Origin of the sequence: Rhizobium cerradonense (genome assembly GCF_030182455.1) — a bacterium.
In the GTDB taxonomy this organism is placed as follows: domain Bacteria; phylum Pseudomonadota; class Alphaproteobacteria; order Rhizobiales; family Rhizobiaceae; genus Rhizobium.
The window spans coordinates 141,788-165,030 of record NZ_JAQJCK010000014.1 but is presented as its reverse complement, the minus strand read 5'-3'; the positions used below and the strand labels follow the sequence as shown (position 1 = coordinate 165,030).

Here is a 23,243-nt window from a genome sequence, read left to right as displayed (position 1 = left end):
CCCAGATGAAGGCCACGTCATCGCCGTGCTTCTTCAGGTGGCGGTCGATGCAATTGTAGGAGACGTTGGTCAGTCCGTCTTCGAACCATTTGATTGAGACCTTGCCCGTGAAAGACGTGTTCTTGACCTTGGTGTAGGGCTTGAACCAGTCGATGCGTTCGCCGTGCTTGCCCCAGAACCTGTCGGGATCCTCGACGCTTTGCTTGTACCATTTCTGATATTTCGCCGCGTCGATCAAAGCGCGCGCTTGAACCGGCTTCGTCACCGGATGAATCTTTTCCGACATCATTTCCTCCTCCCGTGGGCTCGCTGCGGGATCCCGCAGCGGCCTTATCAAGCCTCTAAAATATTCGACATAGGCACCCTCTCAGCATCTTTGTCGCCCAATTCGTGGATGAGGTTCATGGTTCGGCTTCATCGAGCGATTGCGTCCCAAAGTCGTGGTTTAGGTCACCAAACGCACCCATGTCGCCGCGATCTCCCTCAAATCCCTTTCATTGAGCCGCATGCCGGCCGGCCTATTCACGCCACTTCAGCCTCCCACAATCGCCCGTACGGCAAGATAAAGGATCGAAGGTGCGACGAGGCAGCCCAGCCCCGTATGGAACGTCGCCGTCAATGCGCCATAGGGAACGAGACGACGATCGGTCGCCGCCAAACCGCCCGACACGCCGCTGACGGTTCCCATCAGGCCACCGAACACCATGGCGCTACGGGGATTGTCGAGACCGATCGCCCTGGCGACGATCGGGGTTCCGACCATAACAAGAACCGCCTTGAAAACACCGGTCGCAATGGACAGCGCGATCACGGCCGAGCTTGCGCCCAGAGCGGCACCCGTCACAGGTCCCACAATGTAGGTAACGGCACCGGCACCGATCGTCGTTATGGATACGGCATCCGTGTAACCGAACGCGACGGCGAGCAACGAGCCAACGATGAACGGGAGCAGCGTGCCGAGGCCAAGGGCCAGTGCACCGACGGCACCAGCCTTTCGCGCCTGCGCAACGTCCACTTCAAAGGCCGTGGCGACGATGGCGAAATCGCGCAGCATGGCTCCGCCCATCAGGCCGATGCCGCTGAGGATGGGAATATCCACAACCCCTTTTTCGCCTCCGGTCCACAGACCAGCGGCAAAGGCAGCAGCGAGCCCCAGAACGATTGCAATGGCTGAGCCGTGGACGCGGCCGAACAGGATATGTTTAGAAATGGCGTTCGACAGCCACATGACCAATCCAACGATCGCAAACGCGGTGAGCAGACTGTTGGCGGTCAAGCCGTGTTTCAAGATCTCCATGAAAGCCTCCCTCAGGCCGCGTTGCCGGAGGTGGCAAGCTCACCCCTGGCCCTCGCTTCGATTTCATCCATCGTTTCGCCTCTCTCGCCGAGACGGCTCATCAGCGCGACGGTCGCGAAGCAAACGAAAACCGTCACGATCCCGGCAATCAGCACCAGCGGACCGCTACGCGCAGCCACCAACACGTTCTGTTGAGCGGCCATGGCAACGACGATCGGAATATAGAGAGCGCCCCAGAACTCGACGCCGAGTTTGAGCGGCAGCGTCAACAGACCCCGCCTGCTCAGCCATAACCGCGTGGCGATGAGCAGGATCATGGCTATGCCGACGCCGCCGACATTCGCCTTTACGCCAAGCACCATCCCCAGGAGGTCACCGAGGATACTCCCCAAGAGGGTACAAAGGGCAAGCATTGCGACACCGGAGATCACCATGGATGATCCTCCCCACATGCATGCCCGAAGAAATACAAGATCGACATTTGTTCTCCTCCCATGAATACAAAGATGCCGTATATCGAAATTAAAATACACATTATTGCGTTCTTGGCAATTGTATATATAGTGAACGCACGAAAACGCTCTCTTGCGCATACAAAGGGCAATCGAAATGCGAGATTGGAACACAAAGGGCCGTGAAAGGCTGGCACGTCTAGAAGCCGGCCAGCGCTTCTCTGCCGGCAAGCTTGTCGACCCGCAGCACCTCGTAGCTTTCCTGGAAGCGATCCTGAGACCCGGGGATCGAGTTTGCCTTGAGGGCGACAATCAGAAGCAGGCCGACCTGTTGGCCAAGGCGCTGTCTAAGGTCGATGTCGACAAGGTACACGACCTGCATATGGTGCAGTCGGGCGTGGTCCTGCCGGAGCATCTCGACATTTTCGAAAGTGGCGTCGCCCGGCGGCTTGATTTTTCTTATTCCGGCCCGCAGTCGGCCCGCATCGCGCGCATGATGTTCGGCGGCCAGATCGAACTGGGTGCCGTTCACACCTATCTGGAACTCTTCGCCCGTTACTTTATCGACCTGACGCCGCAGGTGGCCCTCATCGCCGCGGTCAGCGCAGACAAGGCCGGAAATCTCTACACCGGGCCGAATACGGAAGACACGCCAACGGTCGTCGAGGCGACGAGCTTCGGCAAGGGACTGGTCGTCGCCCAGGTGGGCGAGATCGTCGATCGTGTGCCGCGCGTCGACATTGCTGCCGACCAGGTTCATTTCGTGGTGGACGCCAAGCGCCCCTTCTATGTGGAACCGCTGTTCACGCGCGATCCCGCGGCCATTACCGAAACGCAAATCCTGACGGCAATGCTCGCCATCAAGGGACTATATGCTCCCTACGGTGTGCGTCGCCTCAATCATGGCATCGGCTTTAATACCGCGGCCATCGAACTGCTGCTGCCGACATACGGCGAACGGCTGGGATTGAAGGGCAAGGTCTGCACGCACTGGGCGCTGAACCCTCACCCCACCCTGATCCCTGCCATCGAAGCAGGATGGGTGGAGCAGATTCATTGCTTCGGGTCCGAAGTGGGCATGGAAAACTATATGCAGGCCCGCCCTGACATTTTTTTCACGGGACCCGACGGCTCCTTGCGCTCCAACCGTGCCTTCTGCCAGACCGCCGGACTTTATGCCTGCGACATGTTCATCGGCTCGACCTTGCAGATCGACCTTTCCGGCAACAGTTCGACCGTGACTGGCAGCAGGGTCGCAGGTTTCGGCGGCGCCCCCAATATGGGATCGGACGCCCGAGGTCGGCGTCATCCGAGCGAAGCCTGGTTGCGTGCCGGCAGGGAAGCCGACCCCGCCGCAGCCACCCCTGCCCTGCGTCGAGGACGTAAACTGGTTGTTCAGATTGGCGAGACCTTTGGCGATCGCATGGTGCCGATGTTCGTCGAGCGTTTGGCCGCGTTGGATTTAGCCGACAAGCTGCAACTCGATCTGGCTCCTGTGATGGTTTACGGCGACGACGTCACTCACATTGTGACGGAAGAGGGGATCGCCAATCTGCTGTTGTGCCGTGACAAGGACGAACGGGAGCAGGCGATCCGCGGCGTGGCCGGCTACACCGAAATCGGTCGCGCCCGGGACCGCAAGATGGTGGAGCACCTGCGTCAGCGCAAAGTCATCCAGCGTCCCGAAGACCTTGGAATAGATCCATTGGATGCCGATCGCAGTCTGCTGGCTGCCCATTCCATCAAGGATCTGATGCTTGCCTCCGGCGGCCTCTACAGGCCGCCCACCCGGTTCCGCAATTGGTAAGGCCGATACCATGGAAAATCTGCTCTATGAATTGAAATCGACACAAACCGGCGGAACCCGCGCCGTCGCTCTGGTGGGCGTCGTCGCTTCAGGTAACCTCGAAATATTGCTTGAACGGCGGGAAGCGCCCGACCGGTGCGTCATCGAGATCGCGACGCCGGCTCATGGTTTCGCCGAGTTGTGGGCGGCGGTCACCGAAGATTTCGCGGCACGCTCTGCCGCCGGCGGTCTGCGCATCACGATCAATGATGGCGGCGCACGGCCTGACATGGTGGCGCTGCGCCTGGCCCAGGGCGTGCGGCTGATGGAGAAGCCAGAATGAACGATCCTCGCACGCTACGCCGAAGCTGGTACGAAGAATCTGCCCGTGGCCGGTTGAGGCATCTGCTCGATGCCGACAGTTTCACCGAATTTCTGGGTCCGGAGCGGCGGGAGACAAGCCCGCACCTTGCGCTCTTCGATTTGCCTCGGCAGTTCGACGACGGCATCATCGTCGGTGCCGGCCGCATCGACAGTCGCCCCGTGCTGGTGGCCGCCCAGGAAGGGCGCTTCATGGGCGGCGCCATTGGCGAAGTTCACGGCGCCAAGCTGACAGGCCTGCTGCAAGCCGCGGCCAAGATGCGGCGGGATATCGTCATTCTCTTCGACACCGGTGGCGTGCGCCTCCAGGAGGCCAATGCCGGCGAGCTGGCGATCTCCGAGATCATGCGCGCCGTGCTGGAGGCGCGATCCGGGGGCGTGCGTGTCATCGGTCTTCTTGGCGGCAGGGCGGGCTGCTATGGCGGCGGCAGCCTGATTGCCGGCTGCTGCTCGGCGCTCGTCATCTCCGAGCAGGGGCGTTTATCCGTTTCCGGGCCGGAGGTTATCGAGACGAACAAAGGCGTGGAAGAATTCGACTCCCGCGATCGAGCCTTGGTCTGGCGGACCATGGGCGGCAAGCATCGCTACCTGATTGGCGGGGTTGATGTCTTCGTCGAGGACGATATCGCCGCTTTCCGGGTCGGTGCAATTGCCGCGCTACAACGGCCAGCCACTTTGGACCAAGCGGTGCTGGAAGCGGAACAGACGCGGCTCGAACATCGATTGCGCCGTTTTGGAGATGCCCGTGATGCCACCGAGATATGGGCCCGGCTGCATATTGAACATCCCGCCGAAATACCGGACCGGGATATCGAGACTTTCCTCACCACAGCCAATATCCATCGGGAGAGTGCCGATGCAGCTCGCTGATATTCTTTCTTCACTCTTTCCAGCCGGCTACGAGATAACGCAGGCGGATGGGCTTGTTACCGGCTGGGGCCGGTTGGACCAACAAAACCGGATCGATCTGATCGGCGCAGCCGACAAGACCTATCCCGGCGTCGATGAGGCGCTAGCCCTGGCAGCGCATGTCCTTTCCGTCGCCCGGCGGCCGGACAGGTCGCCCCTACTGTTCCTGGTCGACTCCGGCAGCCAACGGATGAGCCGACGTGATGAACTCCTGGGTCTCAGCGAAGCACTGGCGCACCTGGCGAAGGCATTATGGCAGGCAGAGCGTGCCGGACATCGCACGGTCGGCCTGCTCTACGGTGGCAGCGCTGCCGGCGCCTTCATTGCCACCGCACTGGCCTGCGGATCGCTCGCAGCCCTGCCCACCGCGTGGCCCGAAGTCATGGATCTGCCATCCATGGCCCGAGTGACAAAGCTGCCGCTCGCTACGTTGAAGGAAAAAGCCGAAACGACCCCCGTCTTCGCGCCCGGCCTCGATAATCTTCTTGCAACCGGCGCCATAGCAGAGGTTTGGGATCCAGCGGCTTCTTTGAACGCTCAACTCGTAGCACTTCTTGCCAAGCCTGCTTCAAGTGATCTGCGCGCTAGATTGGGCGCCGATCGAGGCGGCCGGCCGAAGGCCGCCATGATTGCGGCCGAAGTAGAGCGGCTGGCTTTGCTCCATGATTGATGTCGCTGCCCTCCGCCGCCACGATCTTGCCTATGTGCGCTCCGAGGCATGGCCCGGCCTGCTGCAAGGCCGAGTCGAGGCGGAAATGGAGCCCGATCTGCTGGCATGGGCAACATTGGGGCGACCGACAATTTTCCGTCGTCGAATCTGCAGCGATCCAACAGATATCATACCCTTGGGGCTGCCACTTCCGCCGGGCATGGGGCGCAAACGGCTTGCGCTCGCCTGCCCACCGACTGCCGTGATACGGACGGCGCCTCCTCCTCTGCTGAGGGAGGTGCTGCCCGCGGCACCGGCACGATGGCGCCCGACCATTGGCGCACTGTTGGAGGCAAATGCCTCGTGTCGCTGCTTCGGGAGTTTGGCTTGGCAATACCTGACCGGCCTTTCCTATCTGAGCAATACTTCCGATCTCGATCTTTTGGTCGAGTGTCGATCGAGCACAGATGCGATGCGAGCGACGACTTTGCTGAACCATGTTGCCGAACGCGCGCCGATGCGTATCGACGCGGAATTGATCACGCCTTGCGGCACGGCCGTGCAATGGCGGGAATGGCTGTCGGGAAACCCGGAGCTACTGGTTAAATCCCATACCGGATCGACCCTGATTGCGCGGGAGGCGCTCTTTGCATGACGTTTCCATTGCTGGCTGAACGATGCCCTGTCATCGTCAAGCATTGCGATCCCGAGCTAATCGGACAGTATGCCGCACAAGCGCTCATTCGGGAGGTGGAAACTTGGCCCAAACCGGGATTGGTCAGCCACATCGACAACGGCGCTCACGCCGACATGGACGCTGATCTCCTGCGCCTGAGCGCTCGGACGCTGGAACCATTCTTCATCGCGCTTGCCGAGGCGGGCGCCATGGATGCGAGCATGGATCGTCTGCGCCAAATCGGTATAGAGGCGGAAAGCGCAATGCGGAGTGTGACCGGAGGGGTCAATACCCATCGCGGCGCCATCTTCGGTCTTGGCCTGCTGGCGGCGGCAGCCGGCTTGGCGGCAACGTGCGATTGGCAGGCACCGCTCGGTGCCCTGATCAAGCTGCGTTGGGGACAGGATATCATCGGCAAGGCGCCGGAGCATGACAGTCACGGCAGCGTCGTGGCACGACGCTACCATATCGGCGGCGCCAGGGCCGAGGCTGCCGCCGGCATGCCGTCCGTCTACGATATTGCCCGCCCGGCTCTTGCCGAAGGGCGGCGCCTCGCCATGGGTGACGAAGAAGCGGCAAGGGTCCATGCGTGCATGGCCCTGATCGCGGTGGTCGACGACAGCAATTTGCTCTATCGTGCCGGCCCTGAAGGGCTGAATTTCGCCCGCGACAAGGCCCGCGCCTTCCTGGCAGATGGCGGGGTCGGACGAGCGAACTGGCGATGGCATGCCAAAGCCATTCATGAGGCATTCGTCGCGCGCAATCTCAGCCCGGGTGGGTGTGCCGATCTGCTTGCCATGGCGCTGTTTACTGAGGTGTTGGAATTGTGACCCTCGCGCTGTTCTGTTCGGGCCAAGGCCATCAGAACCGGGAGATGTTCCGACTGCTGACAACGGAACCCGAAGCGCAGCCCATATTCGAGGCCGCAACCGCCGTGCTCGGGATCCACCCAATGGACTTCTGCCGAACTGCCCCCGAAGCCGCCTTGCATGCAAACCGCGAGGGCCAGATCCTGTGCGTGACGCGTGCGCTTGCGATTGTTCGCGCCCTTTTCCCGACCGGCGCGCCCAGCGAAACGATGGTGGCCGGCTACAGCGTCGGCGAAATGGCGGCTTGGGGGGTGGCCGGCATCTGGTCGCCCATGGATACCTTGAAGCTCGTCGATCAGCGGGCACGGGTAATGGACGCTGTGGGCGGGTCGGATGACGGGCTTGGTTATGTGCGCGGTTTGCCACAGGTGGCAGTGGAACATCTAGCCAACCGGTTCGGCTGCGCAATCGCCATTGTAAACCCGGATCTCCTCTTCATCGTTGGCGGTGACAGACGATCAATCGATGCGCTCTGCGCAGCGGCGCTGCAGGAAGGTGCCGCGCGTGCCGCCCCGATGATGGTGCATGTCGCCTCTCATACACCACGGCTCGCCGGTGCGGTCGCACAGTTTGACAACGCTCTTGCCTCGGCGGTCATGAACCGCCCGATCCTCCGCCTCATGACCGCCAGTGGTGCCACCCTTGTTACCGATCCGCATCGCGCTCAAAAAGGTCTGGCACGGCAACTGGCCGAGAGGATCGATTGGGCAGGCATGGTTGAAGCCGTGGCCGAACGTGGCGTGACCGCGATCCTCGAACTGGGGCCTGGCCGTGCTCTGGCGGAAATGGCAGCCGTTGCCCTGCCTTCAGTCATGGTGCGCGCAGTGGATGACTTCCACAGTCTTGCAGGCGTTAGGGCCTGGCTGGCTGCTCGCTGAAATCAAGACCTCTGCCTCGATTCTTCGAAGCGACCGCGGCACAGATACCTCTCTCGTAGTGACGGTGGAAACGGATGCAGACGACCCTTGGGACCGATTTCATTCAGACAAGTGGACGGCCCTATGTCAGTACTGCATGCTGAAACCGATCGGATACAGCGGATTGGCCGTGTCGTGCGGAACGTCGGATTTCTGCGCCAACACCTCGGCCATGGATGAGGGAAGTTCGAACGGCAGCTTGCCTTGCGCCTTCTGCTTACCCTCGATCACATCGAACAGGGCTTCGTCGCTGGCACCGAAATTGGCGAGGATAGCACCGGCCCGATCACGGAGGCCGGTGAGAATTGCCGGCCGCGCCAGATAGATCGTGACGATGGTCGGAACCTCCTTAGCGGCGCTTTTGAAGGCCTCGAAATCAGCATTGCCGTCCTTGAAATCAAGATCGCCCTCTTGGTGACGGGAGCCGAAGAAATAATTCATATGCGGCTGTTGATAGGGTGCATTCAGCCGCATCAGCGCAAAATCAGCTTCGCCGGCCGTAGCAACGACCGTAAAGCCGCGGGCCGCTGCCACTTTCGGATCGACCCCATAAAGGAACACCTTCTTGCCGCTCCGGACCGGCAGAAGCTTGGCTTTGTTGTCGAGCAACACCATTGCCTTGGCCTGCGTGGCAGTCGCTTCCGCTGCGAATGTCGGATTGCCGACGATCGAGCGTGCCTTCTCCGGATCGACATAGGGATTCTCGAACAGGCCCTGCTCGAATTTCTGTATCAGGATCCGGGTCGCGGATTGATCGATGCGCTCTTCGCTGATTTCCTCATCCTTCACCGCTTCGACGAGAAGGTCCGAGGACGTCACGCCGCCGAACTGATCGACGCCGGCATTGACGGCCTTTGCGAACCGGTCAACACGGCTCATGTCCTCCACGCCCCAGGGCATGCCGAAGGTTTCCTCGTTCAGAGTTGGCTTTACCCCCGGCTTCTCACCTTCCAGGCAGGTGCCCTTGCAATCGTTGGTGATAAGCCAATCGCTGAGGATGACGCCGTCGAAACCGTATTTCCCGCGCAGCAGGTCGGTCAGAAGCTGCTTGCTGTATCCGGCTCCGACCGGTTGCAGCGGCTTGCCGTCAAGGTTAACGCCCTCGAGGATCGAATAGGTGGGCATCACGCCTGCGACCTTGGCCTTGAACGCTCCTTCGAAGGGGATCAGATGCTCGGCGAAATTATTGCCGGGAAAAACGGAACGGCGGCCATAGGCGTTGTGACTGTCGTAACCGTCCTTTGCAGCACCATAACCGACCCAGTGCTTAGCAACGGCGACGACGCTATCGCGGTTGATGCCGGTCTCGCCGTTCTGAAAACCGGCGACATAGGCTTCCGCCATGGATTTGGAAAGTTGCGCATCCTCGCCGAACGTGCCGTTGATGCGCGGCCAGCGGGGTTCGCTTGCGAGGTCGATCTGGGGAGAGAGCGCCTCCTGGATACCGACGGCGCGATATTCCTGGCGGGCAATGTCGCCGAACCTTCGCACGAGCGCCGCATCGCCGATGGCCGCGAAACCAAGAGCCTCAGGCCACTTCGAGAAGCCGCCGGCAGAAACGCTCGCACCGAGCACGAATTGGAAATGATTGCGAGGATCAGTACTGATCGTCGCCGGAACGCCGAGGCGGCCGGATTCCGCGATCTCCTGCAGCTTGTTGTTCTCTCCGGCGAGAACAGCAGGATCGCCGGACAATCGGGTGATGAAGGTGACCACCTTGCGCTTGTCGATCATCTCCGTGGCGCGGTCGAGATCATATTGGGAACCGACACCCATGCCGGCTCCGGGACCGACGGAAGGCGCCGTGCCGTGCATCATCAAGCCCGCCTTCTCCTCGATCGTCATGCGCCCGACGAGATCGGCAGCGCGCTCAGCGGCCGGCAGCCGCCAATCCTCATAAGGGTCGAGTTTGCCGTTGCTATCGAGATCCTTGAACGACAGCCCGTCCACGTTCAGCGTTTTGGCGATGCGGGCGGAAAGCGCCGGCTGCTCCTGCGACAAAGCCGTCGAAGCGAACAGTGATCCGAGCGCGCACATGGCAATGAAATATTTCATGGCATCCTTCCCAAAAGCATCCTAATCGATCCCACTAAGTTGAAGGAGCGCAGACTGCGCCGCCTCATTGCGCAATCACATACCCGTAAGCGATAGCTAACGTAGTTCATCGACAATCGGATTGCGCAGAATGCCAAGTCTGTCGACTTCCACCTCGACGACATCTCCGGGCTTCATCCACAACGGCGGCTGGCGCTTGGCGCCAACGCCGCCCGGCGTGCCGCTGACAATGACGTCGCCTGGCTCCAACCGAGTGAAACTGGAGCAATATTCAATCTGCCGGGCGATATCGAAAATCATCTGACCAAATGTCGCGTCCTGAACCACCTCGCTGTTCAGACGGGTCTGAATGCGGAGATCAGGCAGCGGGCCAAGCTCGTCCGGCGTCATCATCCACGGCCCGAAGGCGCCGGTGTCGGGAAAGTTCTTGCCCGGGGTGAACTGGTGCGTATGACGCTGGAAGTCGCGCACGCTGCCATCGTTGTAGCAGGCATAGCCGGCGACATAGCCCATGGCCTCATCCCGCGTAATGTAACGGCCGGACTTGCCGATAATGACTGCCAGCTCGCCTTCGAAATCGAGTTCCGTCGAGACCTTGGGACGCACGATCGGGCCGAGATGGCCTATCTGGCTATTGGCATAGCGAGCAAAGATCGTCGGATTTTCCACCTCCGCACGTCCCGTCTCCTTGCGATGCATTTCATAGTTCAAGCCGACGCAGAGGATCTTGTCGGGATTGGGAATGACCGGCAGCCATTCGATTTCACTGAGCGGCGTGGCGGCAGCGGAAACGGCTGCTTCGGCAACGCCGTCAAGACCGGCGGCGACAGCCGATTTGAGATCGGGATAGCGCGACGCGAGAACCGCGCCGACATCGAGGAAACGATCGCCCTCGACGACGCCCCAGGTCGTGCGGCCGGCGATCTTGACGGTGGACAGTCTCATGGCTCTTGCTCCTGTAGTGGGATCAGACTTGGCGGCGGGCGCTTTCACACCCGCTGCATTTGATCGGTGAAGCGCGTCATCTTGCCGAAGCGCTCGATGGTGCGATCCGGAAAGATCAGCGCGAAGGCGGAAATTGCGCCGATGATGAGGATTGCGGCCGTAAACAGCATGGCATTTGCATAGCCGGCGGCCAGATGATCGGGTCCGGCCGCCTGCACGATCATGCCGGTGACCGCGTTGGACGCGAGCGCAGAGACAGCGTTTGCCGAATAGATCACAACGATCAGCCGGCCGCGCTGAACGGCGGGAGCGACGCTACCGAGTGTGATTGGGCCATAGATGGTCGTCAGACTCGGAGCGGCAAAGGCAATCGCGATCAGCGCCAGTTGCAGCGGACCGCTGACATGAACCGAGGCAATCAGCGCCAGGCCGCTGACAAGCAGGGCATAGCCCGAGGCGCTGCCGAGGGCGGTACGCTTGCTGACGCCCTTCTGAAGCATGCGCTGCGCGATCCATGATCCGATGAGCAACAGCGGCGACTGGAAGATATAGACAGCCGAGATGATCGAACCGGTCTCAGTCTGCGAATAGCCGAGACCCTGCTGCAGGAAAGGCGGCAGCCACGTGGCCGACATGCCGACGATCCAGTAAGACATGGTCGACATGATGACGACGCCGATCACGGTGGGGTCGAGCCAGAGCTTGCGGGCTGGAATCGGGGTCTCTCCCACCACAGCACGAGCCTTTTCATTCTCCGCGACGGCATGCGGCCCCTCGCCGCCTATGAGCAGCCAGGCGATGATCCAGGCGACGCCGATCAGGCCGCAAAAGAGGAAGCCCGAACGCCAGCCGTAATTGACGATCACATAAGTCAGGATCGGCCCGCCGGCGAGTAGGCCGACACTAATGCCCTGCAGCACGACGGCGCTCGGCACGCTGCGCTTTTGCGGGCTGAACCAGTTATGGCAGGCATGCAATGCCGTCGGCAGTCCCGGTCCCTCCCCCAGGCCGAGCAGGATGCGGCAGGCGACCAGAACCGTCACCGAACTGGTGAAGTAGATCGGGATCTGCGCGATCGACCAGATTGCCGCAAGAATGACAAGGATCCATTTGACAGGAACGCGGCCGATCACGAAGAGGCCGACGAGGACGCCGGATATCGAGAACAAGAGAAAGAAGCTGCTGCCGATCAGGCCGAACTGCTGCGGCGAAATGCCAAGATCCTTCATGATCGACACAGCCGACAGTCCGAAAACCAGCTTGTCGAAGAAGTTCAGCGTTTGGAACAGAAAGAGAAGGATAAGGACGGCAAAAGGTCGCCAATTGCTGGCGGTATCGGCGGTTGACTTGGTCATATGTTCCTCCCAGAACCCCACAAAAAACTGCAATTCCTGACGGGCGCATCTGTCAGGCGAGACGAGTACGCAGATCGGCGATCTGCTGGCGAAGCGCCTCGACGTTGCTGGCGGCGCCAAAAACATAATGATCAGGGCGCACCAGCGCGGCGACCGCGCCATGGCGGTCGAACCAGGCCGAAAGCACGCCGTCCTTTTCACGAAGCGCCGACGGATCGGCTGCATCATCGTTTTGACGCGCAACGGCTTTCACAACGATCCCGTCGATCGCTTCGGCCAGGGCTTCTCCTTCCGCGACATCGATCCGGCGACCGTCGAGAACCAGCCGCCATTCCGGCCCGGTGAAAGCGTCCATCAGGCGCGCAGAAGCGCCTTCGACGATTGCCGGCTGTGGGAAAAGCAATCCTCGTGCCGGCGTGCCTTCCATGGCGATCAGGCCATCCTCGATCGGCGGTACGATTTCCTGACGGGTCAGGACGGGTGGTTTGCCGCCGCCCTCCGCGAGAATGCGTGCGTCGCGTGCGGCAGCTGCCGCCGGGTCGCGTTCACAGATCGTCTGGCCGATCGCCTTGATCTTGCCGGTCAGCGCCCGCACATGCCGCTTGCGCTCGACCGTGTAAGTGTCCAGCAGCTTTTCGGACGATTGCCCCTTCAGGATGCGATCAAGCCGCCAGACGAGATTGGAGACGTCGCGCAGGCCCTGGCACATGCCTTGGCCGATGAAGGGCGGCTGCTGGTGCGCGGCATCACCGGCAATCATTACCCTGCCCCGTCGCCATTCGTCGGCGACCAGCGCATGAAAGCGATAGGCGGCGGCGCGCCAAAGCTCACCCTCGTCCGGCGTCAACCAGGGCGACAGCACCCGCCAGACATTCTCCGGCTTTTCCATCTCGCGTGGGTCTTCGCCTGGCAGAAGCATGATTTCCCACCGGCGGTGGTTCTTCGGCCCCATGATGTAGCTTGTCGGACGCGCCGGATTGCAGAACTGGGCCGAAGTCTGCGGCAGGTTACCAAGTGCAGCCTCATGCACCTGCACATCGACGACGAGCCACGGCTCGTCGAAGACGAGATCTTCGAGCCTCATTCCGGACAATTCGCGCACGCGGCTCCAGGCGCCATCGCAGCCGATCACATATTTTGCGGCGATCGTCTGATATTCGCCGGAGGCATTCTTGAGCGTCGCGACGACCTCATCAGACCGCGGCTGAAGAGCGACCATTTCCGTACCAAGCTCTATCGTCACGCAGCCGAAGCTCTCTACATGATGCCTCAAGACGGCCTCGACCGGAGGCTGGGTAAACACCATGCTGGGGGTATAGCCGAGCGGATAGGGCTCGGGCACCATATCGATACGGCGAATGAGCTGCCCTTCAGCGCCAAAGTGCTGGGATGCCGTGAATGGTGCGATATGGGGAAGCACTTCGTCGGCAATGCCCATATTGTCGAAATGGCGCAAAATTTCGTGGTCGAGCGCGATGGCGCGCGGCTTGTCGTAAATACCGGTCAGCCGATCGACGACGAGCGTGGAATGGCCGCGTGCGCCAAGCATGCCGGCAGCCACGGCTCCCGCCGGGCCGAACCCGACCACCAGCACGTCATAATGATTTGAAATATCGTTGTCGTTCTTCACAGGCATGCCTCTGCAAGTGTCTACTGGGCGCATCAGGCGCCGGAAAATCCGATGGAAATCTGCGCCTTCTTGCAGGCGTCGCTCTTTGGAGGCGCAATGCCCCAGTGGTCGGTCCGACCGGGCGGCCAGACCCATTCCTCCGGACCTCGGGCACGGTAGCTGTCATCGACCTGCAGGACTTCCGCGGTGTATTCGATCACCACGCCCTGCGGATCGACAAAATAGGCGAAGACGTTGTCGCCCGGCCCATGCCGGCCGACGCCCCAGCCGATCGGATAGCCATGATCGACGACGCGGCCCGAGCCTCGCATGACGGATTCGAGATCGGGCATCAGGAAGGCGACATGATTCAGCCCATTGACCGGTGCTTCAGCCAGCACGACCGCATGATGGTCGTCGTTGCAACGCAGGAAGGCCATAAGCTTCGATCGGTCGGTCAGGCGGAAACCAAGAACATCGCGGTAGAATTCCGAAAGCGCCTCGATCTGAGCGCTGTTGATATTCACATGGGCAAGCCGCCCGGGCCGATTGGGGACCACATGCCCTTGCTTGCGGTGGTCACCGTACACAAATTCCAGAACCGAACCTTGTGGCTCGCGGATGACGAAACGCTCGCCGCCAGAGGGCGCATCGGCGGGCCCGATTTCGCGCAGGACTGCGCAGCCTGCAGTAACTGTTTTTGCGAAGAGCGATCTCAATTCTTCGGGCGTACTCACGCGAAAGCTGATCTTGCGCAATTCCGAGCGGTCGCTTTGCTTCAATTCCAGCACATGAAAATCATCGCCCGTTGCCGCTAGGAAAACCTTGTTCCCCACCCCGGCAACGACGTCCAGCCCCCATACGCGGGTGTAGAAATCGACGGACGCCGCAAGATCGGGCGTACCCAGTTCCACGCTGCGCAGAGCGGTAACAGGAAATTCGGTCATAGGATCAACCCTCATCCAGAGCCAGGAAGGCTTGCGCATTCCCAAATGTCAGGCGCTCGCGCAAACCTGCATCCGCGAACGCTTCCTCGACGCGAGTAACAGGCTCGTTCTCACGGAAATTAAAGGGATAGTCGGTGCCGAGCAGCACGCGCTCCTCGCCGAAAATAGAAACCAAGCGGCGCAGCATTTCCGCATCGAAGACCAGCGAGTCCACGTAGAGCCGCCGTGCCTGTACCGCGGGCCTCTCCGGCATGGTCTCATTGAGGGCCGGGAAAGCCGAATAACCTTGCTCCAGCCGCGGCAGCAGCGAAGCGAACGTGCCGCCGCCGTGACTAAAGGCGATCCGCAGTTTCGGGAATTTCTGAAGTAGCCCGCCGGTAATCACGGATGCGGCTGCCAATCCGACATCGGTCGGGTAGCCGAGCACCTGCTGAAGCGGAGCCGGCCCAAACAGCCTGTCCATACCGGTCGGACGCACCGCATGTACGAACACGGCGGCGCCAAGCTTCTTGGCTTCCGCAAAGAACGGATGAAAACGCGGATCGCCGATCGTGACACCATTGACGTTGCTGCCGATCTCAACACCGCGAAAGCCGAGTTCGCCGACGATGCGATGCAATTCGAGGATGGCAAGATCGATATCCTGAAGGGGAACACCCCCAAGTCCGACAAAGCGCCCCTCTCCTTCGGTAACAATCGCGGCGATCGAATCATTGACGTGTCGGACCAGGTCGCAGGCAGCGCTTGTTTCGATCCAGTAGCCGAAGAGTTCCGGCATGGGCGAAAGTGCCTGAATCCGAACGCCGGTCCTGTCCATCTCCTCCAGCCGTCTTTCAGCAACCCAGCAAGCATCGCTGACCGTGCGGTATGGCTTGTCATCGATGACGACAGTCGCATGACACGCGTCCGCGGCCACCATCGATGGCCAGCCGCGAACTGTCACACCGTTGGCCAGAGCTGGAAAACGTGCAGGCACCACATGGCAATGGATATCGATGCCACGGCAGGTGCAGCCACTCGAAAAGGCGCTCGGCGCTCCCTTTTCCGCTCCGCTCATTGGATCCTCCCTCATCAGCACCCCTCATAATGTACAAACTTTTCTGCGTAAAGCAAAAATTTATAAATTTTGCGCGGACGCTTCATCGTGTATATAAAAAGCAATTTGCAAGCCAGAGAGCGCCATGAACGTCAACCCGCTGAAGAAAGGGGCTGAAAGCCCCGCGACATTGGCAACCAGCATCTATGAGCGGCTAAAAGCCGACATCCTCTCAACGCGACTGGAGCCTGGCCGAAAGCTGCAATTGCGCTTTCTGATCGAGCATTACGATGCCGGCCAGACGCCATTGCGCGAGGCACTGAACCGCCTGACGACGGAGGATCTCGTCATCGGAATGGAACAGCGCGGCTTCTTCGTGAAACCGATCAGTCTGGATGAATTACACGAACTGACGAAAACGCGTTGCTGGGTGGAGGGGCTGGCGCTGCGCGAATCCATGGCGAACGCAACGCCCGAGTGGGAGGAGGCGCTTCTGGTGGCGCATCACCGGCTGGAGCGCACTCCGCGCTCGCTCAATCCGGACCATTTTGAAGACAATCCGGAATGGGAAAGGTTCCATCGCGCCTTTCATGCGCTTCTCATTGGCGGCTGCGGATCGAAGCCTCTGATCGGCTTTTGCGAACAGCTTGCTGACCGGCTTTACCGCTATCGAGCCCTTTCAATTCGCAAGGCCTTTCGGGTCCGCAAGGTCAGTGACGAACATGCTCGTATCCTGAAAGCCGTGCTCGATCGAGATACCGCTGAAGCTGAGCGGCTATTGCAGCAACATTATGAGAAGACGGCAGAGATCATCCGCGTTGATCTTGAAGCCGAAACGGTCAGCCCTGACCCGCGAGGCAGAGTAGCCTGATCCCGTCATGAAAGAGCTCGGCAGGTAACGGGATAACAAAACCGGGCTCTTGAAGGGTACCCGAACCGACGGCCTTCTCGTCTCAATGCTGGCTGTCTAAACTTCGTGAATTCAACACGGTATCAGCATAAAACCCTGCACCATGGGCTGCCCGGTCCAACTCCGCGCGGAAATCCGGGTGGGCGAGCGTAATCAGTGCCCTTGCTCGCTCGGCTACGGACTTGCCTTGAGGTTCGTCCATCCATATTCCGTGACGACGATATGCGTGTCGTTGCGCGATGTGGTTACCGGCCCGGTCAGTGCCGGAACGATGCGCGAGAGCGTGCCAGGTTTTTGCCGTCATAGGCGCCATCGGTGGACGGCAATTGTATGAGGTGCTTCGCCGTTGTATTCTGTAGGGTGACAAGTGCGTAGCGTGCTCGATTGATAGCCGAGCCGAAGTCCGATCGCGTTTCAACCCGTGAATAAGTAGCCGCGGATATGGAACTTATTGTCGCCCTTGGCCTGATCATCTTCAAGGTCGCGTTTCTGATTGCGATCCTTTTACTGCTGCCCTTGCCGCTGACCTGGCTGGAACGCAAGATTGCCGGGCACATGCAGCAGCGGATGGGCCCGATGCGCGTGGGGTGGCACGGGCTGCTGCAGCCGATGGCGGATGGGATCAAGCTCTTCACCAAAGAGGACCATATCCCGGCCGAGGCCGATCGCTTCCTGTTCAAACTGGCGCCAATACTGGCACTTGTCCCACCCTTTGTGGTGTTCGTCGCGATCCCGTTCGGCGAAACCGTCTCGGTCCTCGGCACCAAGATCACGCTCTACGTCTCCAACATGAATGTGGCGATCCTGTTCGTCTTCGCGGTGATCGGGATCGAGGTCTATGGCGTCATCTTCGGCGGCTGGGCCGCCAACAGCAAATATGCTGTCCTCGGCAGTCTCAGGACGTGCGCGCAGATGATCAGCTATGAGATCCCGATGGGGTTCTCGGTCATCGGCGTGGTGATGCTGGCGCAATCCATGAGTCTCCTTGAGATCGTGCGAGCGCAAGCCGATGTCTGGAACATCGTCTATCAACCGATCGGCTTCTTCGTGTTCTTCGTCGCCGGCCTGGCCGAAGCGCAGCGCATTCCCTTCGATTTGGCGGAAGCGGAAGGCGATCTGGGGGCTGGGTTCCATACCGAATACAGCGGCATCCGCTTTGCGTTCTTCATGGTCAGCGAATATGCCATCGTCTTGCTGGTGTCCGTCCTGGTGGTGATCCTATTCTTGGGCGGCTGGAACGGCATATTGCTCCCCTTACCGCCACTCCTCTGGTTTCTGCTCAAGGTCGCGTTCGTCGTCTATTTGTTTATGTGGTTCCGCTTCACTTTCCCCCGTTACCGCTATGATCAACTGATGGCGATCGGATGGAAAGTCTTGCTTCCTCTGTCGATCGCGAACATAATCATAAGTGGTATCGCTTTCTTTTAGGGGCCACGGCGGCTCCGCAGCGAGGCGACAATGTCGCGCGCACAGGACAGACTTGGAACATGGATCGGCTGGGCATTCTTCGCCGATCTGGCGGGCGGCTTGGCTTTGACCCTCGGCTACATGTTCTCCAGGTCCGTAACCATGCAATATCCTGACAAGGAAAAATGGTTGCCCTACTCGCGTTATCGTGGGCACCACTTCCTGACGCGCAACGACGAGGGTGAGATCAAATGCGTGGCCTGCGAACTCTGCGCCCGGATTTGTCCCTGCGACTGCATCGAAGTCGTCCCCTACGAGGATGCGAAGGGCAATAGGCACCCGGCAAAATTCGAGATCGACACGGCCCGGTGCCTGTTTTGCGGGCTTTGCGAGGATGCCTGCCCCGCGGATGCGATCGCGCTTGGCCAGCAGTACGAATTCTCGAGTTTTTCCTCCCGTGACCTGGTGATCGGGCGCGAGGATCTGCTCGGCAAGCCGGGCAAGGCGACAACCGGCGGCGGCGTGGTCGCTGCGCGCCTGAACGCCGGACAAGATGTTCGGGTCGAGACGAACGAGCCGCAGGGTTACAACTGGTGGCGAAATATCCGGCGAACATGAGCGCGCCCGCGGGCAAGCCGGAGCGCGCAGACAGGAGGCTCAGATGCTTGTTTGCCAAATCTTGAAAACCAAATCGCCCGAGCTCATCTCGATCAGGCCAGATCGGCCCATGTTGGAGGTCCTGCGATTGTTTAGGGAAAACAACATCGGCTTCGTGGTCGTCGGCCGCAAACCGGGGGAATGCCTGGGTACGCTGTCGGAGCGGGACTGCTGCAATGCGGTGGCTGAATACGGAACCGAGGCTCCGATGATGCGGGTTGCCGACATCATGAACCGCAGGGTGGCGACCTGTTCGACACAGGATTTGCTGCCCTTTGTGATGGCGCTTATGACCAAACGACGCACGCGCCATGTGTTGGTCATGGAGGGCGGCAGCCCTGTCGGGGTGGTGAGCATCGGCGACGTGGTCAAGCACCGGCTCGATGAATCGCTGCGCAACGAGCAGGCGCTGCATGATTATATTGCCGGAACCGGTTATCACTGATGATGCCGGCCTGATATAGAGACGCGGGACCAGGCTGGCAGTAGGAGCCCTCAGCGCAAGCTATTGGATTTTGCGTCTCCGTCGGCGACCGTGGGAATCTCGAAGGCCGGGTGCGCCTTTCGAACGTCGACGGGGCATGGATATTCGCCCCGCCGCATCAATGCGTTGAGGCGCAGAGCTCTGTAGTTTTCGGGAATGAATACGAGCCCTTCGGGAAAGCGCCTGTTGACCTTGAGCTTCGCCGTCAACTCGCCCCGCGCGGATCGCACGGTGACCTGATCGAGATCCGAAAGGCCGAGTTGAAGGGCATCCTGCGCACTCATCTCGACATAAGGGTCATCTGCGACCGTATTCAGGATTTCCGAGCGCTCGGAGAGATATCCGTTGTGGAATAGGCAGTCGCCAGTGATGAGCATGAGCCGGTCGGCTGCTTTCGGTGCAGGTGGCGACGCGAAGAACTCGCCCGCCAGTGTTGCGGGGACTGCCTTGGTGAATGCGCCATCGGCGCCAAACCCAGCCTGTGTCAGCCCCTGATAGGCGGGAACCAATTGGGTAATCTCGGCAAAAATTTCGCCTTGTATCGATGGCCGCAAAGCTTGGTTGCGAAGCGCCGCGACGAAGTCGAAGATCGCCAGATTGCCTCGCGCTTCGAAGGCGGGTTCGCGAAATTTGCGGACCGTTTGAGTCCGGCCTTCATTATTGGTGAAGGTGCCGGTTTCTTCGCCGTAACCTGCCGCGGGTAGGACGACCTCTGCCAACCCCGCAGTATCCGTGAGGAAAGTGTCCTGCACGATCAGCAGATCGGCGGCGCCAAGCGCCCGGGTCACGAAATCCCTGTCGGGATAAGCGATCAGAGGATCGGCTCCGGCTATGTAAAGTGCGCCCATCTCCCCACTGACGCAGAGCTCCAACATGGCGTCGAGACCCGCGCCGGATTCAGACGGGATTTCGGTCCCCCAGCTCCGTGCGAGTGTGGCTCGCGCTGCGTCATCATGGATCGCCTGTAACCCCGGCAGAGCCGCCGGCAAAACCCCCATATCCCAGGCGCCCATCTGGTTGGCGCGGTCGAAGAGGAACTGCATCGCAGGGCTCTTGCCGAGCATGCGGAGAACTCGCAGCAGGTTGTTGAGCTGTTGCAACGTCGCCCGCGCTTCGGGTGATCTCAGCAGCTCAACGCTGACGAGCACGCTGACGCTGCCGCCGTTATTGAGGGCTTCGACGAGGTGATCCGGCCGGTCATTTCCGGTACTCGCCGCCGATCTACCAATTTTTGCGCTGATGTCGGCCAAAGCGTCACGCTGCAAAGTCTGGTCGGCCGCTGCCAAGAGCCCGGCGACCACCGCCGCGAGGCTCGCCGGTTCTCCGCCTGGGGGAACGCGAACGACCACCGGGGAATCGGCGTCCAAACGGGATGGCCGCGCCGAAAGCATCAGCAATCCGGTATGGCGTCGCCGCGCGCCATCCCGCAGCAGGTATTCGGTAACCGGGTTCTCTTCGGTGACGTTGCCGCCAACGATCAGCACGCAGTCATTGCCGATCATTTCCTCGAACGGTGCGCGGCTGTAGAAGCTTGCCGCCAACGGGCCGAGTATATCGAAGGGCGTGGACCAGCGCGTTGAACAATCAATGTTGTTGGTCCGGAACACCGTCCGCATCAGCTTCTGGAATTGATAAAGCACTTCATTCGGCAAACGCGGCGAGGCCAGCCCGCCGGCAGCCTTACTCTCGACGTCCGACAACCGCCGGCGCAGATAGTCCCCCGCCTCGTCCCAGGAAACCGGGACCAGGGCGCCATCGCGACGGATCATCGGCCGCTTGATCCGGTCTCTGCTCGAGACGAAATCCAGACCGAAGCGTCCTCGCACGCAGAGCGTTTCGCGGTTGAGCCCGTGATCCCACTTCGAGCGCACCCGCATGAACTCGCCCTTGCGCGTGCCCACCGTTAGCTGGCAACCGGTACCGCAATGCGGGCAGACAGTATCCGTTTCAACCAGATCCCAGGGCCGCGCCTTATAGCGATAGGGGAAGCTCATCAGCGCGCCGACCGGACAGACCTCGATGCAATTGCCGCACTGATCACAACTCGCGAGGCTACCCTCGAAACCGGTGACGGCGGTATCCATGCCTTTTTCGACGGTTCCGAGCGCGACCGCGCCGACGACCTCCTCACACATCCGGACGCAGCGCTGGCACTGGATGCAGCGGTTGACGTTCATGATGATCACGGGGCTGAGGCGGATGTCCTTGGAGTGGAACACACGCTTTTCATCGCGGAATCCACTTTCACGGGGCCCGTAGGCCATCACCATGTTCTGAAGCTCGCATTCGCCGCCCTTGTCGCAAATCGGGCAATCAAGAGGATGGTTGGCGAGCAGCATGTCGAGCATCGAAGAGCGCGTTTCCTCAATGAGCGGCGTAGTCGTCCGCACCACCATGCCGTCGGTGACCGCGGTGGCGCAGGACGGCTGCAGCCGCCGCAGCCCCTCGATCTCCACCAGACACATGCGGCAGGAGGCCAGCGCCGGCAGGCGCTTCAGATAGCAGAAGGTCGGGATATCGATGCCCAAACGCTGGGCGGCCTGCAGCACGGTCGAGCCGGCCTCAACTTCCAGCGTTTGTGTGTCGATCGTAATGCTAACCATGGCTTCCTCACGCGTCTCACCCAACGGCTCTGCTCAGTGAAACGGACACCTCCGCTCCTCTATATGGGCGACGAATTCAGGCTCGAAATGCTGCAGCGCCGCCCTCAGCCCCATGGCCGCACCATCGCCGAGCGCACAGAATGTATTCCCGAAAATGCCCTTGCAGAGTGCCTTTAACTGTTCCAGGTCGCCCGGTGCGCCCTCTCCGGCCTCAAGCCGGCGCAGCACCTTCACGACCCAGTTCAGCCCCTCGCGGCAAGGGGTACACTTGCCGCAGGACTCATGGTGGAAGAACTCGATGATCCTGGTGGCGACCTTGACCACGCAGGTCGAGTCGTCGATCACGATCACCCCGGCCGAACCGAGCATCGAGCCGACAGCCGCCAGCGAATCAAAGTCCATCCCCATGTCCAGACCCCTTTCCGGGATCAGCGGCGCCGAAACGCCGCCGGGGATCACCGCCTTAATCTTGCGCCCGGGCAGCGCGCCACCGGCGTGCTCCTCGACCAGTTCGCGCAGCGGGATGCCCATCGGCAACTCGAAGAGGCCGGGTTTGCGCACCTGTCCGCTGAGGCAATAGAGCTTCGGGCCAGGGCTCTTCTCCGGGCCGATGCTGCGGAACCAATCAGGCCCTCGCATAACAATGTGCGGCACGCAAACCAGCGTCTCGACATTGTTGATAACGGTCGGGCTGGCATAGAGCCCGGCCACAGCCGGAAATGGCGGCTTCAATCGCGGCTGAGCCCGCTTGCCCTCGAGCGACTCGAGCATCGCAGTCTCCTCGCCGCAGATATAAGCGCCTGCGCCGCAGTGAATGTGTACTGTGAAATTGAAGTCCGACCTCAGAATGCCCCTTCCGAGATAATGCTTTTCATGAGCCTCGGCGATCGCCTGCTCCAGGCGCCGTATCGCCGTTACATATTCTCCGCGAACATAAACATAGGCGATCTCGGCTCCAATTGCGTAAGCGCTAATTGCCAGCCCCTCGATGAGCTGATGCGGGTCACGCTCCATGATGATCCGGTCCTTGAAGGTACCCGGTTCGCCTTCATCGGCGTTGCAGCACAGATATTTCGGCTTATCGGCCCGCTTCGGCACGAAGCTCCATTTCATGCCCGTAGGGAATCCGGCACCGCCGCGACCACGCAGGTTGGACTTCTTGACGAGTTCGACGATCTCGTCGGGCGCGCACTCGCGCAGCACCTTTGCCAGTGCCTGGTAGCCGCCGCCAGCCTCGTAGGTCGAGAGCAAATGACCGTCGGGCACTCCGACATTTTTGAGTAGAACCTGCTCGAACAT

22 protein-coding genes and 1 pseudogene are annotated in these 23,243 nt (G+C 60.6%); 11 read left to right on the top strand and 12 right to left on the bottom strand.

All coding sequences use genetic code 11. The features are described 5' to 3' along the window. The 3 genes from PH547_RS25740 to madL all read right to left on the bottom strand — a co-directional run. Positions 1 to 286 (bottom strand): acetyl-coenzyme A synthetase N-terminal domain-containing protein (locus PH547_RS25740; protein WP_285169756.1); only part of this gene is annotated, 286 nt, incomplete at its 3' end. Positions 287 to 532: 246 nt separating this feature from the next. After that, entirely contained in the window at positions 533 to 1,297 is a 765-nt protein-coding gene (madM, locus tag PH547_RS25735) for a malonate transporter subunit MadM (protein ID WP_285169755.1), read from the bottom strand. Positions 1,298 to 1,308: 11 nt separating this feature from the next. Then, positions 1,309 to 1,731 (bottom strand): malonate transporter subunit MadL, encoded by a 423-nt coding sequence (madL, locus tag PH547_RS25730; protein ID WP_104827748.1) that lies wholly within the window; start codon positions 1,729 to 1,731, stop codon positions 1,309 to 1,311. A 175-nt stretch (positions 1,732 to 1,906) separates the two neighbouring features. Here madL and mdcA point away from each other — a divergent pair, with 175 nt between their 5' ends. The 7 genes from mdcA to PH547_RS25695 are packed head-to-tail and all read left to right on the top strand — an operon-like array spanning position 1,907 to position 7,897. Further along, on the top strand, positions 1,907 to 3,556 hold the full coding sequence (gene mdcA, locus PH547_RS25725) for a malonate decarboxylase subunit alpha (protein ID WP_285169754.1): 1,650 nt from the start codon (positions 1,907 to 1,909) through the stop codon (positions 3,554 to 3,556). 10 nt (positions 3,557 to 3,566) lie between these two features. Continuing rightward, the gene (gene mdcC / locus PH547_RS25720; protein ID WP_104827750.1) at positions 3,567 to 3,878 is read left to right on the top strand and encodes a malonate decarboxylase acyl carrier protein; all 312 of its coding nucleotides are present in this window, start codon (positions 3,567 to 3,569) and stop codon (positions 3,876 to 3,878) included. Next, positions 3,875 to 4,786, top strand: a complete 912-nt coding sequence (locus PH547_RS25715; protein WP_285169752.1) for a biotin-independent malonate decarboxylase subunit beta — start codon at positions 3,875 to 3,877, stop codon at positions 4,784 to 4,786. Before mdcC ends, PH547_RS25715 begins: the two co-directional genes overlap by 4 nt. Continuing rightward, on the top strand, positions 4,773 to 5,495 hold the full coding sequence (locus PH547_RS25710) for a biotin-independent malonate decarboxylase subunit gamma (protein ID WP_285169751.1): 723 nt from the start codon (positions 4,773 to 4,775) through the stop codon (positions 5,493 to 5,495). Before PH547_RS25715 ends, PH547_RS25710 begins: the two co-directional genes overlap by 14 nt. Further along, complete coding sequence (mdcG, locus tag PH547_RS25705) at positions 5,488 to 6,129, top strand: malonate decarboxylase holo-[acyl-carrier-protein] synthase (RefSeq protein ID WP_285169750.1); 642 nt, start codon at positions 5,488 to 5,490, stop codon at positions 6,127 to 6,129. The genes PH547_RS25710 and mdcG overlap by 8 nt, the downstream gene beginning before the upstream one ends. Then, positions 6,126 to 6,980, top strand: a complete 855-nt coding sequence (gene mdcB / locus PH547_RS25700) for a triphosphoribosyl-dephospho-CoA synthase MdcB (RefSeq protein WP_285169749.1) — start codon at positions 6,126 to 6,128, stop codon at positions 6,978 to 6,980. Before mdcG ends, mdcB begins: the two co-directional genes overlap by 4 nt. Next, positions 6,977 to 7,897 (top strand): ACP S-malonyltransferase, encoded by a 921-nt coding sequence (locus tag PH547_RS25695; RefSeq protein ID WP_285169748.1) that lies wholly within the window; start codon positions 6,977 to 6,979, stop codon positions 7,895 to 7,897. The genes mdcB and PH547_RS25695 overlap by 4 nt, the downstream gene beginning before the upstream one ends. 126 nt (positions 7,898 to 8,023) lie before the next feature. Here the strand turns inward: PH547_RS25695 and PH547_RS25690 are convergent, their stop codons facing one another. The 6 genes from PH547_RS25690 to PH547_RS25665 form a co-directional block, all read right to left on the bottom strand. Beyond that, on the bottom strand, positions 8,024 to 9,991 hold the full coding sequence (locus tag PH547_RS25690) for a glycoside hydrolase family 3 protein (protein WP_285169747.1): 1,968 nt from the start codon (positions 9,989 to 9,991) through the stop codon (positions 8,024 to 8,026). A gap of 96 nt (positions 9,992 to 10,087) precedes the next feature. Beyond that, positions 10,088 to 10,936 (bottom strand): fumarylacetoacetate hydrolase family protein, encoded by an 849-nt coding sequence (locus PH547_RS25685; protein WP_285169746.1) that lies wholly within the window; start codon positions 10,934 to 10,936, stop codon positions 10,088 to 10,090. A 44-nt stretch (positions 10,937 to 10,980) separates the two neighbouring features. Then, on the bottom strand, positions 10,981 to 12,291 hold the full coding sequence (locus PH547_RS25680) for an MFS transporter (RefSeq protein WP_285169745.1): 1,311 nt from the start codon (positions 12,289 to 12,291) through the stop codon (positions 10,981 to 10,983). A gap of 52 nt (positions 12,292 to 12,343) precedes the next feature. Continuing rightward, positions 12,344 to 13,927, bottom strand: coding sequence for a bifunctional 3-(3-hydroxy-phenyl)propionate/3-hydroxycinnamic acid hydroxylase (locus PH547_RS25675; protein WP_285169744.1), 1,584 nt, complete (start codon positions 13,925 to 13,927; stop codon positions 12,344 to 12,346). 26 nt (positions 13,928 to 13,953) lie between these two features. Continuing rightward, entirely contained in the window at positions 13,954 to 14,847 is an 894-nt protein-coding gene (locus PH547_RS25670; protein WP_285169743.1) for a VOC family protein, read from the bottom strand. 4 nt (positions 14,848 to 14,851) lie between these two features. Continuing rightward, the gene (locus PH547_RS25665; RefSeq protein ID WP_285169742.1) at positions 14,852 to 15,904 is read right to left on the bottom strand and encodes an amidohydrolase family protein; all 1,053 of its coding nucleotides are present in this window, start codon (positions 15,902 to 15,904) and stop codon (positions 14,852 to 14,854) included. 124 nt (positions 15,905 to 16,028) lie between these two features. Between PH547_RS25665 and PH547_RS25660 the strand changes: the two genes are divergently transcribed. After that, a complete protein-coding gene (locus tag PH547_RS25660; protein ID WP_285169741.1) occupies positions 16,029 to 16,754 on the top strand; it encodes a GntR family transcriptional regulator in 726 nt (241 codons plus the stop codon). Between the two features lie 82 nt (positions 16,755 to 16,836). On the opposite strand, the pseudogene PH547_RS25655 reads toward PH547_RS25660, so the two are convergent. Continuing rightward, a pseudogene (locus PH547_RS25655) lies at positions 16,837 to 17,075 on the bottom strand (acetyl-CoA hydrolase/transferase C-terminal domain-containing protein); the annotation flags it as partial. Positions 17,076 to 17,234: 159 nt separating this feature from the next. On the opposite strand from PH547_RS25655, the gene nuoH reads away from it, so the two are divergent. Genes nuoH through PH547_RS25640 form a run of 3 tightly spaced genes read left to right on the top strand, consistent with a single transcriptional unit; the run spans position 17,235 to position 19,302 of the window. Further along, on the top strand, positions 17,235 to 18,221 hold the full coding sequence (nuoH, locus tag PH547_RS25650; protein ID WP_104827763.1) for an NADH-quinone oxidoreductase subunit NuoH: 987 nt from the start codon (positions 17,235 to 17,237) through the stop codon (positions 18,219 to 18,221). Between the two features lie 30 nt (positions 18,222 to 18,251). After that, positions 18,252 to 18,818, top strand: a complete 567-nt coding sequence (locus PH547_RS25645; RefSeq protein ID WP_285169740.1) for an NADH-quinone oxidoreductase subunit I — start codon at positions 18,252 to 18,254, stop codon at positions 18,816 to 18,818. Between the two features lie 43 nt (positions 18,819 to 18,861). Then, entirely contained in the window at positions 18,862 to 19,302 is a 441-nt protein-coding gene (locus PH547_RS25640) for a CBS domain-containing protein (protein ID WP_104827765.1), read from the top strand. 50 nt (positions 19,303 to 19,352) lie between these two features. Here PH547_RS25640 and nuoG read toward each other — a convergent pair whose 3' ends face one another. Together nuoG and nuoF are read right to left on the bottom strand one after the other, a co-directional pair. Further along, complete coding sequence (nuoG, locus tag PH547_RS25635) at positions 19,353 to 21,944, bottom strand: NADH-quinone oxidoreductase subunit NuoG (RefSeq protein WP_285169739.1); 2,592 nt, start codon at positions 21,942 to 21,944, stop codon at positions 19,353 to 19,355. 33 nt (positions 21,945 to 21,977) lie between these two features. Further along, positions 21,978 to 23,243 carry an NADH-quinone oxidoreductase subunit NuoF gene (gene nuoF / locus PH547_RS25630; protein WP_285169738.1) on the bottom strand — a complete coding sequence of 422 codons (1,266 nt, stop codon included), beginning with the start codon at positions 23,241 to 23,243 and terminating at the stop codon, positions 21,978 to 21,980.

Excerpts from the sequence above, each read along its gene's own strand:
- madM (WP_285169755.1), bottom strand. The coding sequence starts at position 1,297 with ATGGAGATCTTGAAACACGGCTTGACCGCCAACAGTCTGCTCACCGCG.
- madL (WP_104827748.1), bottom strand. The coding sequence starts at position 1,731 with ATGGTGATCTCCGGTGTCGCAATGCTTGCCCTTTGTACCCTCTTGGGG.
- mdcA (WP_285169754.1), top strand. The coding sequence starts at position 1,907 with ATGCGAGATTGGAACACAAAGGGCCGTGAAAGGCTGGCACGTCTAGAA.
- mdcC (WP_104827750.1), top strand. The coding sequence starts at position 3,567 with ATGGAAAATCTGCTCTATGAATTGAAATCGACACAAACCGGCGGAACC.
- PH547_RS25715 (WP_285169752.1), top strand. The coding sequence starts at position 3,875 with ATGAACGATCCTCGCACGCTACGCCGAAGCTGGTACGAAGAATCTGCC.
- PH547_RS25710 (WP_285169751.1), top strand. The coding sequence starts at position 4,773 with ATGCAGCTCGCTGATATTCTTTCTTCACTCTTTCCAGCCGGCTACGAG.
- mdcG (WP_285169750.1), top strand. The coding sequence starts at position 5,488 with ATGATTGATGTCGCTGCCCTCCGCCGCCACGATCTTGCCTATGTGCGC.
- mdcB (WP_285169749.1), top strand. The coding sequence starts at position 6,126 with ATGACGTTTCCATTGCTGGCTGAACGATGCCCTGTCATCGTCAAGCAT.
- PH547_RS25690 (WP_285169747.1), bottom strand. The coding sequence starts at position 9,991 with ATGAAATATTTCATTGCCATGTGCGCGCTCGGATCACTGTTCGCTTCG.
- PH547_RS25685 (WP_285169746.1), bottom strand. The coding sequence starts at position 10,936 with ATGAGACTGTCCACCGTCAAGATCGCCGGCCGCACGACCTGGGGCGTC.
- PH547_RS25680 (WP_285169745.1), bottom strand. The coding sequence starts at position 12,291 with ATGACCAAGTCAACCGCCGATACCGCCAGCAATTGGCGACCTTTTGCC.
- PH547_RS25675 (WP_285169744.1), bottom strand. The coding sequence starts at position 13,927 with ATGCCTGTGAAGAACGACAACGATATTTCAAATCATTATGACGTGCTG.
- PH547_RS25670 (WP_285169743.1), bottom strand. The coding sequence starts at position 14,847 with ATGACCGAATTTCCTGTTACCGCTCTGCGCAGCGTGGAACTGGGTACG.
- PH547_RS25665 (WP_285169742.1), bottom strand. The coding sequence starts at position 15,904 with ATGAGCGGAGCGGAAAAGGGAGCGCCGAGCGCCTTTTCGAGTGGCTGC.
- PH547_RS25660 (WP_285169741.1), top strand. The coding sequence starts at position 16,029 with ATGAACGTCAACCCGCTGAAGAAAGGGGCTGAAAGCCCCGCGACATTG.
- nuoH (WP_104827763.1), top strand. The coding sequence starts at position 17,235 with ATGGAACTTATTGTCGCCCTTGGCCTGATCATCTTCAAGGTCGCGTTT.
- PH547_RS25645 (WP_285169740.1), top strand. The coding sequence starts at position 18,252 with ATGTCGCGCGCACAGGACAGACTTGGAACATGGATCGGCTGGGCATTC.
- PH547_RS25640 (WP_104827765.1), top strand. The coding sequence starts at position 18,862 with ATGCTTGTTTGCCAAATCTTGAAAACCAAATCGCCCGAGCTCATCTCG.
- nuoG (WP_285169739.1), bottom strand. The coding sequence starts at position 21,944 with ATGGTTAGCATTACGATCGACACACAAACGCTGGAAGTTGAGGCCGGC.
- nuoF (WP_285169738.1), bottom strand. The coding sequence starts at position 23,243 with ATGTTCGAGCAGGTTCTACTCAAAAATGTCGGAGTGCCCGACGGTCAT.